The following is a 14569-nucleotide window of genomic DNA, read 5'->3' as shown; positions in this document are numbered from 1 at the left end:
GCCCTTGTGGGCGCCTCGGTTGCCGGGGGAGATCGGGGTTATTCAATCGAGATCGTCGTGCCGCACGAGCTGGCGGCCGGCCTCGGTGATGGAGCGAGAGAGCGACGGGTACCGAGAACGCCGAATCCGGCCGCTGCTTCGTCCTGGTTGGGCTCCGCCGCAATCAGGACGAAGCAGCGGCGTGCACGATCACGTTGTCGCGAGTGCCGCACGTGATCAGCCGCAGTCCCTGCTCGTCCTTGTCCCGTGCGACGGCCTCCGCGAAGAAGTCGTCGCGGATGATCCTCTCCGTGCGCCCCACGGTGAAGCGGGCGAGTGAACCGTCCTTCTTGGACACTTCGAGCACGTCGCCCTCGACCAGGTCGTTCAGCCGGAAGAAGACGCCTCTGGCGTTGTTGCTCTCGATCCGGCCGACGATGATCCACTGCTGCGGTTGCGTCTGGTACCAACCGGCCTGCATGCCCTCGTTCGCGGGCGGCATCTGGACGGCACCCTGCTGGTCGAGGCCGAGCGCGACCAGCGACGAGCGCACGCCGATCCGCTCGATCCGCAGTTCCATCGGGTCCGACTTGCCGAGCGGTGACACCACCGGCGGTGGAGCGCTGTCGCTCGTCGCCGCCGTCGGTGCCGGTGCTGGTCCCTGCGAACAGGCGGAGGTGGCCAGCGCCACGCACAGCACCGCGATCAAGACACGAGTCCCCACGAACCCATTGACGCACATCTCGTGGGTTAGTTGCGCGTCCAATCAAGACAGTTCCGAACCGTGATCAGCGTTACGGCGCGGTGCCGCCACCGCCTGTGTCCGGCGCACCCTTCGGCTTGACGATCGGAGGCTTCGGCTTGGGCACCGGGTTTCCCGGTTGTGGGGCGATGGTGAACGTGTCGACCACAGGTCCCGTCATGCCGCACGGGATCTCCGCCCGATAGGTGCCTGGCCTGGCGACGGCGGTCGTCGCTCCCCTGAGGGAGTAGCCGGGCCGGACCAGCGCGAGCTCGGCGGGCGCGGTGAAGCCCGGGGAGGTCGCCGTGTAACCGCACCGGTGGGTGTCGACCAGGAAGATCTCGATCCGCTCGCCCGGCGCGTACTCGTCCTTGTCGAGGAACGAGCCGATGACCGGCGGCATGGGGTCGGGGAGGGAGAACCGCACCTCCTGTGCGCCCGCTGCCGGGGTGGACGCGAACGCCGTGCCCACGACCAGCAGCACGGCAAGGGATCTCCGGGGCCTCCTCATGATGGCACTCCTCAGGTCGATGTCGCGTAGACGATGGTGTTGTCCCGGTGGCTGCGGGTGGCCTTCTCCGCTGCCGCACCGTCCGAAGTGGACGTCGGCGTGACCGGCGTCGGCCCGGTGGGCCGCGTCGGCTCAGGCCGCGAGGCGCGACCGCTGAGGGACGCCGGCGCCGTAAGCGCAGGGAGGACCGTGCGCAGAACCATGCCCCGGACACGCTGGTGTCCGGGGCATGGTTGCCGTGCGGGTCCGGCGTTGCCTAATCGAGATCGTCGTGCCGCATGAGCTGGCGGCCGGCCTCGGTGATGGAGCCCGAGAGCGACGGGTACACCGAGAACGTCGTCGCGAGGTGCTCGACGGTGAGTTGGTTCTGCACGGCCAGCGCGATCGGCAGGATGAGCTCGCTCGCGTTCGGCGCGACGACCACACCACCGATGACGACACCGGTCGCCGGGCGGCAGAACAGCTTCACGAAGCCGCGGCGCAGCCCCTCCATCTTGGAGCGGGGGTTCGTGGCGAGCGGCAGCATGATCGTGCGCGCGGGCACCTCGCCCGAGTCGATCGCCTGCTGGCTGATGCCGACGCTCGCGATCTCCGGGTTCGTGAAGACGTTCGCGGCGACGGTCTTGAGCTTGATCGGGCTGACGCCCTCGCCCAGCGCGTGCCACATCGCGATGCGGCCCTGCATGGCGGCGACGGACGCGAGCAGCAGCACGCCGGTGCAGTCGCCCGCCGCGTAGACGCCGCTGACGTTCGTCCGGCTGACCCGGTCGACGGGGATGTACCCGCCACGCCCGAGCTCGATACCGATCTTGTCGAGGCCGATGTCGGTCGTGTTCGGCACCGAGCCGACGGTCATCAGGGCGTGCGACGCCTCGATCGTGCGACCGTCTTCCAGGTGGATCAGCACGCCGTCGCCGGTGTTCTCGACCTTGTCCGCGCGGGCGTGCTTGACGACGGCCGTGCCGCGCTCGGCGAACACGTCCTCGAGCACCGCGGCCGCGTCGGCGTCCTCGTGGGGGAGCACCCGGTCCCGGCTGGAGACCATCGTCACCTTCACGCCCATCTCGGTGTAGGCGCTGGCGAACTCGACACCGGTGACGCCGGAACCGATCACCGCGAGGTGCTCGGGCAGTTCGGGGAGGTCGTAGATCTGCCGCCAGGTGAGGACCCGCTTGCCGTCGGGCTCCGCGCCCTGCAACACGCGCGGGGTCGCACCGGTTGCGATGAGCACCACATCGGCGTTGAGGACCTCTTCGGACCCGTCCACGGCGTGCGCGACGACCTGGTGCTGGGCGAGCCCGCGCGAGTCGTCGACGAACTTCGCGCGGCCGTTGATGAGCCGCACGCCCTCGCGCTGGAGACGTGCCCGGACGTCGGCGGACTGCGCGAGCGCCAGTCCCTTCACCCGGCCGTGCACGACCGGCAGATCCACCGTGGCGAGCTCGTTGTGAGTCTGAATGCCCAGCTCACCGGCGTTGCGGAAGGCGCTGCGGGCCCCCGCCGAAGCGATGAACGTCTTGGACGGAACGCAGTCGTACAACACGCATGCGCCACCAGCCCCGTCGTTCTCGACCACGGTCACGTCGGCGCCGTGCTGCGCCGCGACCAGAGCTGCTTCGTAACCTGCGGGTCCGCCGCCGATGATGACGATGCGGGTCACGATCAGTTCCCTTCCACGGGCTTGTTGGGCGGCTCAACCGTACGCGTTGACCGAATCGACCGTGTCGTCAGTACCGAAAGCTGATCGCCGTGTCGCTACGCTGTCGGACGTGCCGCTCTATGCCGCGTACGGGTCGAACATGGATCCGAACCAGATGATGGAGCGAGCCCCGTACTCCCCGCTCGCGGGGACCGGCTGGCTCGTCGGTTGGCGCATGACGTTCGGTGGCGAGGACCTCGGCTGGGAGGGGGCCCTCGCGACCATCGTCGAGGAGCCAGACCAGCAGACGTTCTGCGTGCTCTACGACATGTCCCCCCGTGATGAATCGCGGCTGGACCGGTGGGAGGGCGCGCTCGGGCTGTACAAGAAGATCCGGCTGAGGGTGCAGACCCTGGAGGGGTCTGTGGTGGCCTGGCTCTACGTGCTCGACGCCTACGAGGGCGGGCTGCCGTCCGCCCGGTACATCGGGGTCGTCGCGGACGCCGCCGAGGCCGCCGGGGCGCCTGCCGACTACGTGAACGACCTGCGCACCCGGCCCTGTTCGGGGATCGGGCCCGGCGGGCTGGCGTCCGAGGGCTGACGCGCGCAGGGCTGGGGTCGCGCCCAGCCCCGACGCCGTCAGGAGCCCGTGGCCTCTGCGAGCAGTTCCACCAGGTGGTGGTGCATGCGGCGGTAGTCGACCGGCGTGATGGTCGACCACGGCGGCTGCCCGTCGGCCGCCCGGCGCATCTGCAGGTAGCGGCCCTTGGGCGTGTCGTAGAAGGCGACCACCCGGTCCGGCCGGACGCGCTTGCCCCACTTGTCGCGGGCCGCCGCGCCGAACTGACCCCGGTTCGAGGCGTCGCGGATCATCTCGGCCAGGGTGTGCGCGTCGTCGGCGCGCAGCCGGCTGCGCAGCGCCTCTTCCAGGTCTTCCGGAGTGCTCGCTGAGGCCGCCGCCGCGTCCAGGTCGGCCGAGGGCAGGGTGATCGAGTGGCCCTCGCCCGCCGGTGCGGCGGGCAGGGCCGTGAGGGCCTCGCGGGGGAGTCCGTCGGCCTCCGCCGGGCGCAGGACGAGCTGGCTGCCGTCGAGGATCGCCAGGACACCGGCCTGGCCCTTGCCCGCGGCCAGCACGCGGAGGCTGCGGTCGTCGAGCCACATGCGCGCGTCGATCTCCTGCTGCGGGCGGTTGAGCACGTGCAGCAGGTCCTCGAGGGTCGGGTCCAGGGAGCGGGGGCCACCGAGACCGCGCGCGCCCAGCTGGAGCCAGACGCGGTCCTCGATGGCCCGGCGTTCCTCGGTCGTCTTGCCCGGTGAGGGCACCTTCAGGACGAGGGGCATCGTCTCCAGGCCCAGGTGGTCCCAGAGAACGTCGAACTCCAGCGTGGAGATGACCATCGGGTCGCGCGTGTCGCTCGTCCCGACGTCCAAGCCGAACAGAGTCATCAGTCGGTCGTGCTCTCCCCGATGACGGGCAGCGTGTAGCTGCCCACGCCGTAGATGTCGTCGCGTTCGCGCAGGTAGTCGGCGGCCTTGTGCTCCAAGTCCTCCTCTTCCTCGCCCTTGCGCCCGCCCATGCCGCCGAACGGGTCGAACGACGGCGGCATCGGCACGGCCCTGCGGTGGACCTGGTCGCCGTTGTTCGCGGCACCGGCCGTGCCCATCGAACCCATGGCCGACCCCGCCGCGCCCGAGGCACCGGCGGCGTGGCCCTGGTTCATCACCGTGCCCATGGCGGCGGCGCTGGAGGCCGCGGTCGCGCCGTCCTCCATCTGCTTCGGCTCGGAGCCGGAGCTGCCCGAACGGCCACCCGTGCGCTGACCCGGCAGGCCGACGCCCGCGGTGCCCGTGCCCGCGCCGCCGGGGCCGTTGACGCCGGGCGTGATCGACGTGTGCGAGCCCTTGCCGGGAGCAGTCGACGTACCGGCGTTCGAGGTGCTGGTGGTGGAACCCGGCGCGGACGAGCCGCCACGTGGGGGCGGGGCGGCAGCGGCGCCACGCGTGCCGGACGAGGTGCGGCCCCGCGTCACGCTGCCACCGGTGCCGCGCGGGCCGACGCCCCAGACCGCGGCCGTGCCGATCTGCGCGCCACCGCCGTGCGCGACGCCGGTGCCGCTGATCTGCAGCTGCGGCGGCTGGGAGAACTGGCCCAGCGTCGAGGTGTTCGCCGTCGTGGACGACGCGTAGGTGGACATGACCTCACGGGCTCGGCGCTCGGCCGCGTCCTGGGCCGCCTCCTGCTTCTCGTGGTCGGTCTGCCCGCCGAAGAGGTGCGTGAGGCCGGTGACGAGCGCGCCCGGCTGCTCGGCGGTCACCTTGACCGGCGCGGGCATGTCCGCGCGGGCCTTCGAGACGTAACCGGCCTGCAGCTCGGCCGAGTAGCGCATGACGTCCGCGCCGGTGCGTGCGCCGTCCGCCCAGGCGGCGATCGGGTTCAGGCCGGCCTGCGCCAGGTCGGCGGCCTTGCCCTGCCACTTCGCGCCCGAGTTGGAGATGCCCTTGTGCAGGTCGTCGTTGATCTCGGTCAGCGCGGCTGAGACGCCCTGCCAGCGTTCCATCGACGCGAAGGACGCGGAGGCGCCAGGACCCGAGTGGATGCGTTCGTAGAGCTCTTTGTGGCTGTAGCCCTGCCAGCGGTGGTCGGCCATGGTCAGCACCCGCTCTTGTTCATCGTGCCGGTGTTGTCGCCCTCGACCACGTTGTACTGGCGCTCGATCTGGTTGAGGTTGTCCATCGCGGTCTTGAGCTGGCGCTGGTAGTTCAGCAGCGCCTGCAGCGCCGAGTCACCGTCCGCGATCGAACGGTCGTTGAACTTCTCGGCGGCCTCCGCGCTGACCGGGTCACCGGCCCACGGGCGCACGCGGAACTCCGTGACCGCCATCTCGATCTGCTTGTCCAGCTTGATCAGGGCGGCGGAGAACGTGTTGCGCAACGCGGGGATGGCCTCCGGCTCCACGTTCAACTGGTGCTGGCCGGGTGGCGAGGTGTCTGCCCCGCTGCGTCCCCCTGGCGGCATCGTGAAACCTCCGGCGGTTGTGCCTACAAGCGCTTCGTCACTCTAGCCACCGAAGGTAACGCTGTGGAGTGCGAACAGTGACATCCGCCCGTGTGGGTCAGCGCTTCTGGAGCAAACTGGCCATCGCCGCCTCTGCCACACGCTGGGCACCGAGACAAAGATGATCTTGTTGTACCGCAGTGGAATTGCCGCCGTCGCGGAACATCACGTCGAGGAACTGGCCGTCCGCCACGTCCACCTCCACGTTGCAGACGTCGCTCAGGTCAGGTGTGCGGACAGTGATCGCCGCGAATCCCTCGATCGAGCTCACCGCGTACTCCACCTGGGCGTTCTCGGAGAGCCAGACGTCCGCCCCGGAGACCAGCACGAGCGCGATCCTGGCGACGTTCCCGCTGGTCGTGCTGCGGATCGTGCAGGCCCGCGCGCCACCGAAGCTCGGCTCGACGTACGCGCTCGGCGGGTTGTCGAGGCTGAGCGAGAGGCGCTGGTCCTGCGTCAGCACCGCGCACGGGTCAACCTTGTCGAGCGGGACGGCGCGCGGCCGTTGCGGGAAGTCGAGCGGGGTGGGTGTCGTGGTGACCTGCGGCGGCGGGGGCGGCGGGGTGGTCAGCGCGCTCTGCTTGGGCGCGGCCGTGCACCCGGCCAGCGCCATCGCCGTCGCGAGGATCAGGAGCCCCGTGGTCCGCATGGCCGGTCACCGTAGCTGCTCGGGGAAGGGGTCCGAGGCCAGCCGTGACCACAGCAACTGGTCTTCGCGCTGATCATCGACGATCGCCTCCTCGCGAAGTCGACCCTCCAGGGTGAATCCGCACTTCTCCGCGACGCGCTGTGACGCCTGGTTCGAGACCGCGTGCCGGTAGGTGACCCGGTGGATCTCCATCGCGCCGTAGACCCAGCCGAGCACGGAGTTCAGCGCCTTGGGGAGCACGCCCTTGCCGCGGTGTGCGGGCTGGCTCCAGCACATCACCTCGGCCGACTTCAGGTGGTGGTCGACGTCGTGGATGACGATCCCAGCCATCACCTCGGCGGTGACCGCCTCGCAGACCGCCCACGACCAGCGGTAGTCCTTCTCCCAGCCGTCGGTCAGCAGCAGGACGAGCGTCTCGGCGGACGGCGCGTCCTCCCCGGTCAGCCGGGGCATGTACCGCCTGGTCTCCGGGTCGGCGAAGGTCTCGGCCAACGCCGGCACGTCGTCGATGCGGTCGTCGCTGCGGAAGGCGCGCAGGTAGTACTCGCCCGCGTTGATCTCAACTGGCTCCACGGCCAGGAGGCTAGCGGCGTGGCCCGGAACGTTGCCGGGCGGATTCGCGGTCAGACGGGTGCATCGTGGTGTCGCCCCCACGTCCTCGTACTGGTTGTACGGGGGCGTGGGGGCGGCGCCGCGAGGTGCCCTGCTGAGCGTGAATCACCCAGCCGACGTTCCGGGTCACGCCGCTAGCTGTCTCCGGTGAAGCCGTCGTGCTGCTCGGCCAGCTCGTCGAGCTCGGGGCGGTGCGCGGACGCGGGGAGGCCGTCCGGCGCGGTGGTCAGCTCGACCACCCAGTCCACGTCCTCGGCGTCGTCCTCGCCCGCCAGCATGTCCCGGTGCACGTGGCACGGGCCCCAGCCGGACTCCAGCAGCTCCGCCGCCAGTTCCTCGGCCTCGTCGCGGTCCGGCAGGATCAGCAGGACGGTCGGCGGGATCAGCTCCCGCACCGCCAGCGCCGTCCGCAACGCCGCCGTGTTTGGCACGTGCACGCCGTCCAGTCCTGCCGCGCTCGCCGCGTCCGCGTTCTCCGCGGTGTCGTCGCAGAAGACCCCGGTCTCGTACCCGAGCTCGTCGAGCACTCGCCGGTAGATCGCGGGATCGGGCTTCGCGAGACCGAGCCGGGCGGAGCTGAAGACCGCGTCGAACTCGTCGCCGAGGCCCAGCAGCTCCAGGTCCGCTTCGAGGCGCGTGGTCGCGTTGGACAGCAACGCCACGAAGCACTGCCGTCGTGCCATGCGGACCAACGCCAGCGCCTCGGTCATCACGGAACCGAGGACGGCCCACGCGTCGACCTCGGCTGGAGGGATCCGCAGGGCGATCTCGGCACGCCACTGCTCGTCGGTGATCTGCCCGGTGACGGCGCGGCGCAGCAGCGAGGGCTCGAAGGCGACGTCGGCGATCCGCGGCGGGGTCGGTGGGTACGACCGCAGCACGCCGTCGAGGTCCAGCAGCAGCAGGGGTTTCAGCGCCGGCGTCCGTTCCACGTGCCCCACAGGATCGCCACGGCGGGCACCAGCAGGAAGATCAGCGGGTTCTTCACCAGCGCGAAGAACAGGATCACCGTCGCGATGCCCACCACGGGGATGACCGCGCCCTCCCAGCGGCGCGCGGGCGGCCGGGCGGGCTCATTGAACATCGGCACGGGCGCCACGAACTGGGGCCGCGGGTCCGGCAGGTCGTAGAACAACGCCATCAGCTCGCCGCGGGTCTTCGCGGTGGTGATCTTCGCGGACCGGTCGCCGTACTCGGTGATGTCGATGCGGCCCGCGCTCATGTGCTCGCCGAGGACCTGCAACGCCTGCTGACGCTCGGTGTCACCGATGCGGATGTCCCTGCTCGGGTCGCTCACGACTTCAATCGTAGGTGAGCGACCCGACAGGTCAGTCCTTCAGCTCGCAGATCACAGTGCCCTGCGTGATCGGGTCGCCGGGAGCCGCCGCGAGACCCGTCACCGTGCCGGCCTTGTGCGCCGTCACCGGGTTCTCCATCTTCATGGCCTCCAGCACCACGATCAGCTCGCCGGCCTCGACGGTCTGCCCGTCCTCGACGGCCACCTTCACGATCGTGCCCTGCATCGGCGCCGCCACCGCGTCACCGGACACGGCCGCACCACCACCGCCGCCACGCTTGGCCTTCGGCTTCTTCGCAGCAGCCGCCGCGGGCCGCGAACCAACGGCGAGGTCACCCGGCAGCGACACCTCCAGGCGGCGCCCACCGACCTCGACCACCACGGTCTGCCGCGGCGTCTCGTCCTCCGCGGCCTCGCCCGAGCCTGCGAACGGCGCGATCTGGTTGTCGAACTCCGTCTCGATCCACCGCGTGTGCACGGTGAAGCCCTCGGGCTTCTCGGCCGTGAACGCCGCGTCCCGCACGATCACCCGGTGGAACGGCAGCACCGTCGCCATGCCCTCGACGACCATCTCGTCGAGCGCCCGGCGGGCACGGCCCAGGGCCTCCTCGCGGGTCTCGCCGGTGACGATCAGCTTGGCCAGCAACGAGTCGAACTGCCCGCCGATCACCGAACCGCTCTCCACGCCGGCGTCGACGCGCACGCCGGGGCCGGACGGCGCGATGAACGTCGTGACGGTGCCGGGCGCGGGCAGGAAGCCGCGACCGGCGTCCTCGCCGTTGATCCGGAACTCGATCGAATGCGCGCGCGGCGCCGGGTCCTCGGTGTACCGCAGCTTCTCGCCCGCGGCGATGCGGAACTGCTCGCGCACCAGGTCGAGGCCCGTCGTCTCCTCCGACACCGGGTGTTCGACCTGCAGGCGCGTGTTGACCTCGAGGAACGAGATCGACCCGTCGAGACCGACGAGGTACTCGACGGTGCCGGCGCCGTGGTAGCCCGCCTCGAGGCAGATCGCCTTCGCGGACGAGTGGATCGTGGCGCGCTGCTCGTCGGTCAGGAATGGCGCGGGAGCCTCCTCGACCAGCTTCTGGTGGCGGCGCTGCAGGGAGCAGTCACGCGTGCCGACGACGATCACGTTGCCGTGGGTGTCGGCGAGGACCTGCGCCTCGACGTGGCGCGGCTTGTCCAGGTAGCGCTCGACGAAGCACTCGCCGCGGCCGAACGCCGTGACGGCCTCGCGGACCGCGGAGTCGAACAGTTCGGGGATCTCTTCCATCGTCCGGGCGACCTTCAGGCCACGGCCGCCACCGCCGAACGCGGCCTTGATCGCGACCGGCAGCCCGTGCTCGGAGGCGAACGCGATGATCTCGTCCGGCCCGTTGACCGGGTCCTTGGTGCCGGGCACCAGCGGCGCGCCCGCGCGCATCGCGATGTGCCGCGCCGTCACCTTGTCGCCGAGGTCGCGGATCGCCTGCGGGGTCGGGCCGATCCACACCAGACCGGCGTCGATCACCGCCTGCGCGAACTCGGCGTTCTCGGACAGGAAGCCGTAACCGGGGTGCACGGAGTCGGCGCCGGACTGCGCCGCGGCCGCCAGCACCTTCTCGAACGACAGGTAGCTCTCACCGGGGGTGTTGCCGCCCAGCGCGAACGCCTCGTCGGCGAGGCGCACGAACGGCGCGTCGCGGTCGGGATCGGCGTAGACGGCGACGCTCGTCAGACCGGCGTCACGGCAGGCTCGGATGACCCGGACGGCGATCTCACCGCGGTTCGCGATGAGCACCTTGCGCAGCGACACGGCGTCGTACCTCCTGCTGGACCGATTGAATTACGGCTCTGGCTGGTGCCGCAGTCTACGGAGATTGATGAACTCCGAGAGGGAGAGACGGCTCACTTCACATCCATCGTGAGCCCATCGAGCACAATCTGCGATGTGGCTGGAATCAGGTCCGTGCAGGTGACTGCCGTCATCGCCGCCGTGGTCGTCATCGCGGGGCTGGTGTTCGCCTATTTCCAGAGGCCGGACAACACCGATTCAGGTCAATCCGGGACCGACACCGGAATGCGCTGCGGTACCACCGTCTGCCAGGTCGTCATCGGCAAGTCGGTCGGCAGGGACCTCGTGGAGCTGCTCTCCGGAACGGGCGGCGGGCGGATCAGGGTGACCGGCGAGTCGGGCCCGTTCATCTTCGAGATGACCATCGCCGAGTCCGGTGCGACGGTCACCGACAAGTCGCTGCAGTGCACGGAGGCGGCGGTCAGCGTGTGCCTGGTGCACGGCGCGCGCGGCACCGACCTGGTCGGCGAGGTGCTGATCCGCAAGGACGGCACGTGGTCGCGTGCCCAGGCCTACCTGTCGACCGGCGGGTTCCTCGGGCTGCACGACGTCAACGAGGACGGCACCGCGGAGGTCGTCGCCGTCCAGCTCGCGTGCGACGGCCAGTGCAACAACGCGTTCGTGCAGGTGTTCTCGGTGTTCGGGCCGGACCTCGGCTGCACGGCGGCGGCGCCGGCGCGGGACCAGCTCCCTGGCTGGCCCGCACCGGCGCCGAAGTTGTCCCAGCTCCGCCCGTGTGCTGACTAGGCGTTCACGAGGTCCTTCTCAGCGGGGGCGGCGGGCTCCTCGATCAGGTTCTCGCTGCGGGCGACCAGCACCGGCACGGTGATCTGGCCGGCCACGTTGGTCGCGGTGCGCATCATGTCGAGGATCGGGTCGATCGCGTAGACCACGGCCACACCGGTCGCGATCACGGCCGGCGGCAGGCCGATGACGCTCAGGGTCAGCGTGAGCATCGTGTACCAGCCGGTCGTGCCGGCCGTGGCGAGCGCGCCGAACACGGCGACGAGCACGATGCCGACGTACTGCCACACCGAGAGCTGGATGCCGAAGAGGTTCGCGATGAAGATCGTCGCGACGGCCGGGTAGACCGCGGCGCACCCGTCCATCTTGGTCGTCGTGCCCAGCGGCACGGCGAAGTTCGCGTACTCGGTCGGCACGCCGAGGTCGGTGGCGGCCTTGCGGGACAACGGGAGCGTGGCGCCGGACGAGCGCGACACGAACGCGAACTGCAGTGCCGTACCCGCCTTGCGGAAGAACTCGACCGGCGAGGTCTTGCCGACGAACTTCAGCAGCACCGGGTAGACGACGAACAGCACGAGCGCGGTGCCGAGGTACACGGCGAGGATCAACGAGAACAGCGGCTTCACGAACGAGTTGCCGTAGGACGCGACGGCGTTGCCGATCAGGCCGAAGATGCCGATCGGGGCCAGCAGGATGATCCAGCCGACGACCCTCTGGACGATCTCGAAGAACGAGCGGACCAGGTTCGTGAACGGCGCGGCCTTGTCGCCGAGCGCGTAGGCGGCGAAACCGACCAGCACGGCGATGAACACGACCTGCAGCACGTCGCCCTCGGTGAACGCGCTGAAGATGTTGGTGGGCACCAGGTTGTCGAGCAGCGCCTGCCACGAACCGGACGCGCGCTTGGCGAGCTTGTCGACCGCGCCGGCGGCGGGTTCGATCTGCAACCCGTTGCCAGGCTTGAGGATCGTGGCGACCGCGATGCCGATCAGCACCGCGATGAACGACGTGATGGCGAACCACAGGAACGTCTTGCCGCCGAGGCGGGCGGCGGTGCGGCCGCCGCCGAGGTTCCGCAGCGACGCGATGCCGACGACGATCGCCGTGAACACCAGCGGGATGACGGTCAGCTGCAGCAGCGCGGTGAAGGTGGAGCCGATCTTGGCGAGGATGGGCGCGAGCCACGTGCCCTTGCCGAGCCAGCCGGCCAGCGCGCCGAGGACGAGCGCGCCGAGAACGGTGAATCCGAAGACCTTGGGCTTGCGATATGTCCGGACGAACGACACGGGAACATCTCCTGGGCAGGGATGAGCGGAGTGAGGGGTGGCGGAGGCGTTAGCTCCGACAACCCGTGCTCGTCCTGCGTGCCAGGTCGATGTGCCTGCGACGCGTCAAGAATTCGTTCACCGCTAGCCCCCAACGCCGGCGTCGGGGGCAAGTCTTCCTCGATCGGGTGAACTGTGACCAGCGTCTACCAGAGTGTGGACACGGAAACACCCAGCTGGCCGAGGAGCCTTCGGGTGAGGGGCAGGCTGATGCCGATCACCGACGTGTGGTCGCCCTCGATGCCGTCGATGAACCAGCCGCCGAGCCCGTCGATCGTGAAGCCACCGGCGACGTGCAACGGTTCGCCCGTCGCGATGTAGGCCTCCAGCTCCTCGTCCGACGGCGTGCCGAACCGCACGGTGGTCGACTCGGCTCCCGAGGCGCGGTCGGTGACGGCGCCGCCGGAGACCCGCAGCACGGTGTGCCCGGTGATCAGCACGCCGCTCTGGCCGGCCACCCGCCGCCACCGGTCGCGCGCGACCTCGGGCGTGCCGGGCTTGCCCACGAGCTCGCCCTCGAAGAGCAGCATCGAGTCGCAGCCGACGACCACGCACTCGTCGTCGTGCTCGATCGCCTCGGCCTTGGCCGCGGACAGCGCGACGACGGTCTCCTCGGGCGTCGGGTCCTCGAGCGAGGCGATCAGCGCGTCCTCGTCGACGCCGGAGACCCGGACGACGGGCTCGATGCCCGCGGACCGCAGGACGCTAAGACGGGCGGGTGACTGGGAGGCCAGGATCAGACGCACGGGGCGAGTCTGCCACGCCCGGCGGGGCGATCTGCCGAAAGGCGAACGCGGCCGCGATGCCGACCACCAGCACCGCGAGCAGCAGGTAGAACGCTGCCCGCACGGCCGTGGTGAAGTCGCCCGTGGCCGCGAGCACGACCTGCAGCACGGCCGCCGTCGCGGCGCTGCCCAGCACGTTCCCGAACTGCCGCGAGGTGTTGTAGATCCCGGACCCCGCGCCCAGCAGCGACCGGTCGAGCGTGCGCGTGGAGATGTTCGTCAGCGGCGAGAACACGAGGCCCATGCCGATGCCCAGGGCCACCATCGACGGCAGCAGCACCCACTGCGACCCGTCGCCGAGCAGGAACGTCATCGCGACGATGCCCACCGCCATCAGCGCGAACCCGGTGATCGGCAGGTACTTCGCGTCCGCCCGGTTCGACAGCCGTCCCGCGAACACCGCCACGACGCCGGACATCAGCGACGCCGGCGCCGTGACCAGGCCCGTCATCAGCGGCGACAGCTTCGGCACGGTCTGCAGGAACAGCGCCAGCGGCACGAACACGCCGGTCACCGTGATGCCGATGGCGATGTTCGCGACGTTGCCGAGCGAGAAGTTGCGGTTGCGGAAGATCCGCAACGGCATCAGCGGCTCGGGGTTGCGCGCGGACGCCTGCCAGAACACGAACGCCACGAGGAACAACACGCCGGACGCGATGATCTCGGCGACGGTGATCGGTCCGGCCACCCGGCCCCACTGGTAGTGCTCGCCGTTCTGGATGCCGAACACCGCGAGCCCGAGCCCGAGGCAGCACAGCACGACCCCGAGCACGTCGAACCTCGGCGCCCGGTTCGGCCGCAGGTCAGGCACCCACAGGAACAGCAGCACCAGCGCGAGCACACCGATCGGGAGGTTCACGAAGAAGATCCACTCCCAGCCCAGGTGCGTGACCAGCACCCCGCCGAGCAACGGCCCGGAGACCGTCGCGAGCCCGGCCACCGACCCCCACATGCCGAGGGCCGCACCGCGCTTGGCCGCCGGGAACAGGTGCGTGATGAACGCCATCGTCTGCGGGGTCATGGCCGCGGCGCCCAGGCCCTGGAAGACGCGGGCCGCGATCAGCGCGTCCGAGCTGGTGGCGAGCCCGCAGGCCAGCGAGGCCCCGAGGAAGAGCACGAGCCCGATCCCGTAGAGCCGCTTCGGCCCGTACCGGTCACCCAGCCGCCCCGTCAGCAGCAACGGCACCGCGAATGCGAGCAGGTAGGCGCTGACCACCCAGATCACGTCGTTCAGCGAGGCGTTCAGATCGGTGATCATCGACGGCAGCGCGACGTTGACGATGGTCGTGTCCAGCAGCGTCATGAAGAAGCCGACGCACAGCGCGTACACGGTCCGCCAGTTCGCACGGTCCGATTGAGTAGTACTGCTGATGCGCGATCACCTCTTCGGTCGG

At 70.2% G+C, this 14569-nt stretch carries 16 protein-coding genes; 2 read left to right on the top strand and 14 right to left on the bottom strand.

The genetic code is table 11. The annotated features are described in order from the left end of the window. Window positions 1-163: 163 nt before the first annotated feature. The 3 genes from IEY88_RS10245 to IEY88_RS10235 all read right to left on the bottom strand — a co-directional run bounded on the left by IEY88_RS10245 (window position 164) and on the right by IEY88_RS10235 (window position 2892). Window positions 164-703, bottom strand: a complete 540-nt coding sequence (locus IEY88_RS10245) for a sortase domain-containing protein (protein WP_189154360.1) — start codon at window positions 701-703, stop codon at window positions 164-166. Window positions 704-773: 70 nt separating this feature from the next. Beyond that, window positions 774-1232 carry a hypothetical protein gene (locus IEY88_RS10240; protein WP_189154359.1) on the bottom strand — a complete coding sequence of 153 codons (459 nt, stop codon included), beginning with the start codon at window positions 1230-1232 and terminating at the stop codon, window positions 774-776. A 256-nt stretch (window positions 1233-1488) separates the two neighbouring features. Then, window positions 1489-2892 (bottom strand): NAD(P)H-quinone dehydrogenase, encoded by a 1404-nt coding sequence (locus tag IEY88_RS10235; RefSeq protein WP_189154358.1) that lies wholly within the window; start codon window positions 2890-2892, stop codon window positions 1489-1491. 109 nt (window positions 2893-3001) lie between these two features. On the opposite strand from IEY88_RS10235, the gene IEY88_RS10230 reads away from it, so the two are divergent. After that, the gene (locus IEY88_RS10230) at window positions 3002-3472 is read left to right on the top strand and encodes a gamma-glutamylcyclotransferase family protein (RefSeq protein WP_189154357.1); all 471 of its coding nucleotides are present in this window, start codon (window positions 3002-3004) and stop codon (window positions 3470-3472) included. A gap of 38 nt (window positions 3473-3510) precedes the next feature. On the opposite strand, the gene IEY88_RS10225 is transcribed toward IEY88_RS10230, so the two are convergent. From IEY88_RS10225 to IEY88_RS10190, 8 genes are all read right to left on the bottom strand, one after another. Beyond that, window positions 3511-4317 (bottom strand): ESX secretion-associated protein EspG, encoded by an 807-nt coding sequence (locus tag IEY88_RS10225; protein ID WP_189154356.1) that lies wholly within the window; start codon window positions 4315-4317, stop codon window positions 3511-3513. Next, complete coding sequence (locus IEY88_RS10220; protein WP_189154355.1) at window positions 4317-5519, bottom strand: PPE domain-containing protein; 1203 nt, start codon at window positions 5517-5519, stop codon at window positions 4317-4319. Before IEY88_RS10220 ends, IEY88_RS10225 begins: the two co-directional genes overlap by 1 nt. Before the next feature lie 2 nt (window positions 5520-5521). Beyond that, the gene (locus IEY88_RS10215) at window positions 5522-5887 is read right to left on the bottom strand and encodes a transcriptional regulator (protein ID WP_189154354.1); all 366 of its coding nucleotides are present in this window, start codon (window positions 5885-5887) and stop codon (window positions 5522-5524) included. A gap of 97 nt (window positions 5888-5984) precedes the next feature. Continuing rightward, window positions 5985-6575 (bottom strand): DUF3558 domain-containing protein, encoded by a 591-nt coding sequence (locus tag IEY88_RS10210; RefSeq protein WP_189154353.1) that lies wholly within the window; start codon window positions 6573-6575, stop codon window positions 5985-5987. Between the two features lie 6 nt (window positions 6576-6581). Further along, a complete protein-coding gene (locus IEY88_RS10205; RefSeq protein ID WP_189154352.1) occupies window positions 6582-7148 on the bottom strand; it encodes a GNAT family N-acetyltransferase in 567 nt (188 codons plus the stop codon). A gap of 173 nt (window positions 7149-7321) precedes the next feature. Beyond that, window positions 7322-8119 (bottom strand): HAD family hydrolase, encoded by a 798-nt coding sequence (locus tag IEY88_RS10200; RefSeq protein ID WP_189154351.1) that lies wholly within the window; start codon window positions 8117-8119, stop codon window positions 7322-7324. Then, complete coding sequence (locus IEY88_RS10195; protein ID WP_229693227.1) at window positions 8098-8484, bottom strand: DUF1707 SHOCT-like domain-containing protein; 387 nt, start codon at window positions 8482-8484, stop codon at window positions 8098-8100. Before IEY88_RS10195 ends, IEY88_RS10200 begins: the two co-directional genes overlap by 22 nt. Before the next feature lie 31 nt (window positions 8485-8515). Beyond that, the gene (locus tag IEY88_RS10190) at window positions 8516-10282 is read right to left on the bottom strand and encodes an acetyl/propionyl/methylcrotonyl-CoA carboxylase subunit alpha (protein WP_189154350.1); all 1767 of its coding nucleotides are present in this window, start codon (window positions 10280-10282) and stop codon (window positions 8516-8518) included. A gap of 135 nt (window positions 10283-10417) precedes the next feature. On the opposite strand from IEY88_RS10190, the gene IEY88_RS10185 reads away from it, so the two are divergent. Further along, window positions 10418-11068, top strand: a complete 651-nt coding sequence (locus tag IEY88_RS10185) for a hypothetical protein (RefSeq protein ID WP_189154349.1) — start codon at window positions 10418-10420, stop codon at window positions 11066-11068. Here the strand turns inward: IEY88_RS10185 and IEY88_RS10180 are convergent. From IEY88_RS10180 to IEY88_RS10170, 3 genes are all read right to left on the bottom strand, one after another. Then, window positions 11065-12351 (bottom strand): dicarboxylate/amino acid:cation symporter, encoded by a 1287-nt coding sequence (locus tag IEY88_RS10180; RefSeq protein WP_189154348.1) that lies wholly within the window; start codon window positions 12349-12351, stop codon window positions 11065-11067. The two genes, IEY88_RS10185 and IEY88_RS10180, sit on opposite strands and share 4 nt — an antisense overlap. A 185-nt stretch (window positions 12352-12536) precedes the next feature. Then, a complete protein-coding gene (locus tag IEY88_RS10175; protein ID WP_189154347.1) occupies window positions 12537-13136 on the bottom strand; it encodes a Maf family protein in 600 nt (199 codons plus the stop codon). Beyond that, window positions 13096-14505: an MFS transporter gene (locus tag IEY88_RS10170; protein WP_229693226.1), complete on the bottom strand. Its 1410-nt coding sequence runs from the start codon at window positions 14503-14505 to the stop codon at window positions 13096-13098. Before IEY88_RS10170 ends, IEY88_RS10175 begins: the two co-directional genes overlap by 41 nt. Window positions 14506-14569: the final 64 nt, after the last annotated feature.

Source organism: Lentzea pudingi (assembly GCF_014646255.1).
In the GTDB taxonomy this organism is placed as follows: Bacteria; Actinomycetota; Actinomycetes; order Mycobacteriales; family Pseudonocardiaceae; genus Lentzea; species Lentzea pudingi.
Note: the sequence above shows the minus strand (reverse complement) of the source record. Positions and strands in the feature narration are given on the sequence as shown.

Excerpts from the sequence above, each read along its gene's own strand:
- IEY88_RS10220 (WP_189154355.1), bottom strand. The coding sequence starts at position 5,519 with ATGGCCGACCACCGCTGGCAGGGCTACAGCCACAAAGAGCTCTACGAA.
- IEY88_RS10210 (WP_189154353.1), bottom strand. The coding sequence starts at position 6,575 with ATGCGGACCACGGGGCTCCTGATCCTCGCGACGGCGATGGCGCTGGCC.
- IEY88_RS10215 (WP_189154354.1), bottom strand. The coding sequence starts at position 5,887 with ATGCCGCCAGGGGGACGCAGCGGGGCAGACACCTCGCCACCCGGCCAG.
- IEY88_RS10240 (WP_189154359.1), bottom strand. The coding sequence starts at position 1,232 with ATGAGGAGGCCCCGGAGATCCCTTGCCGTGCTGCTGGTCGTGGGCACG.
- IEY88_RS10225 (WP_189154356.1), bottom strand. The coding sequence starts at position 4,317 with ATGACTCTGTTCGGCTTGGACGTCGGGACGAGCGACACGCGCGACCCG.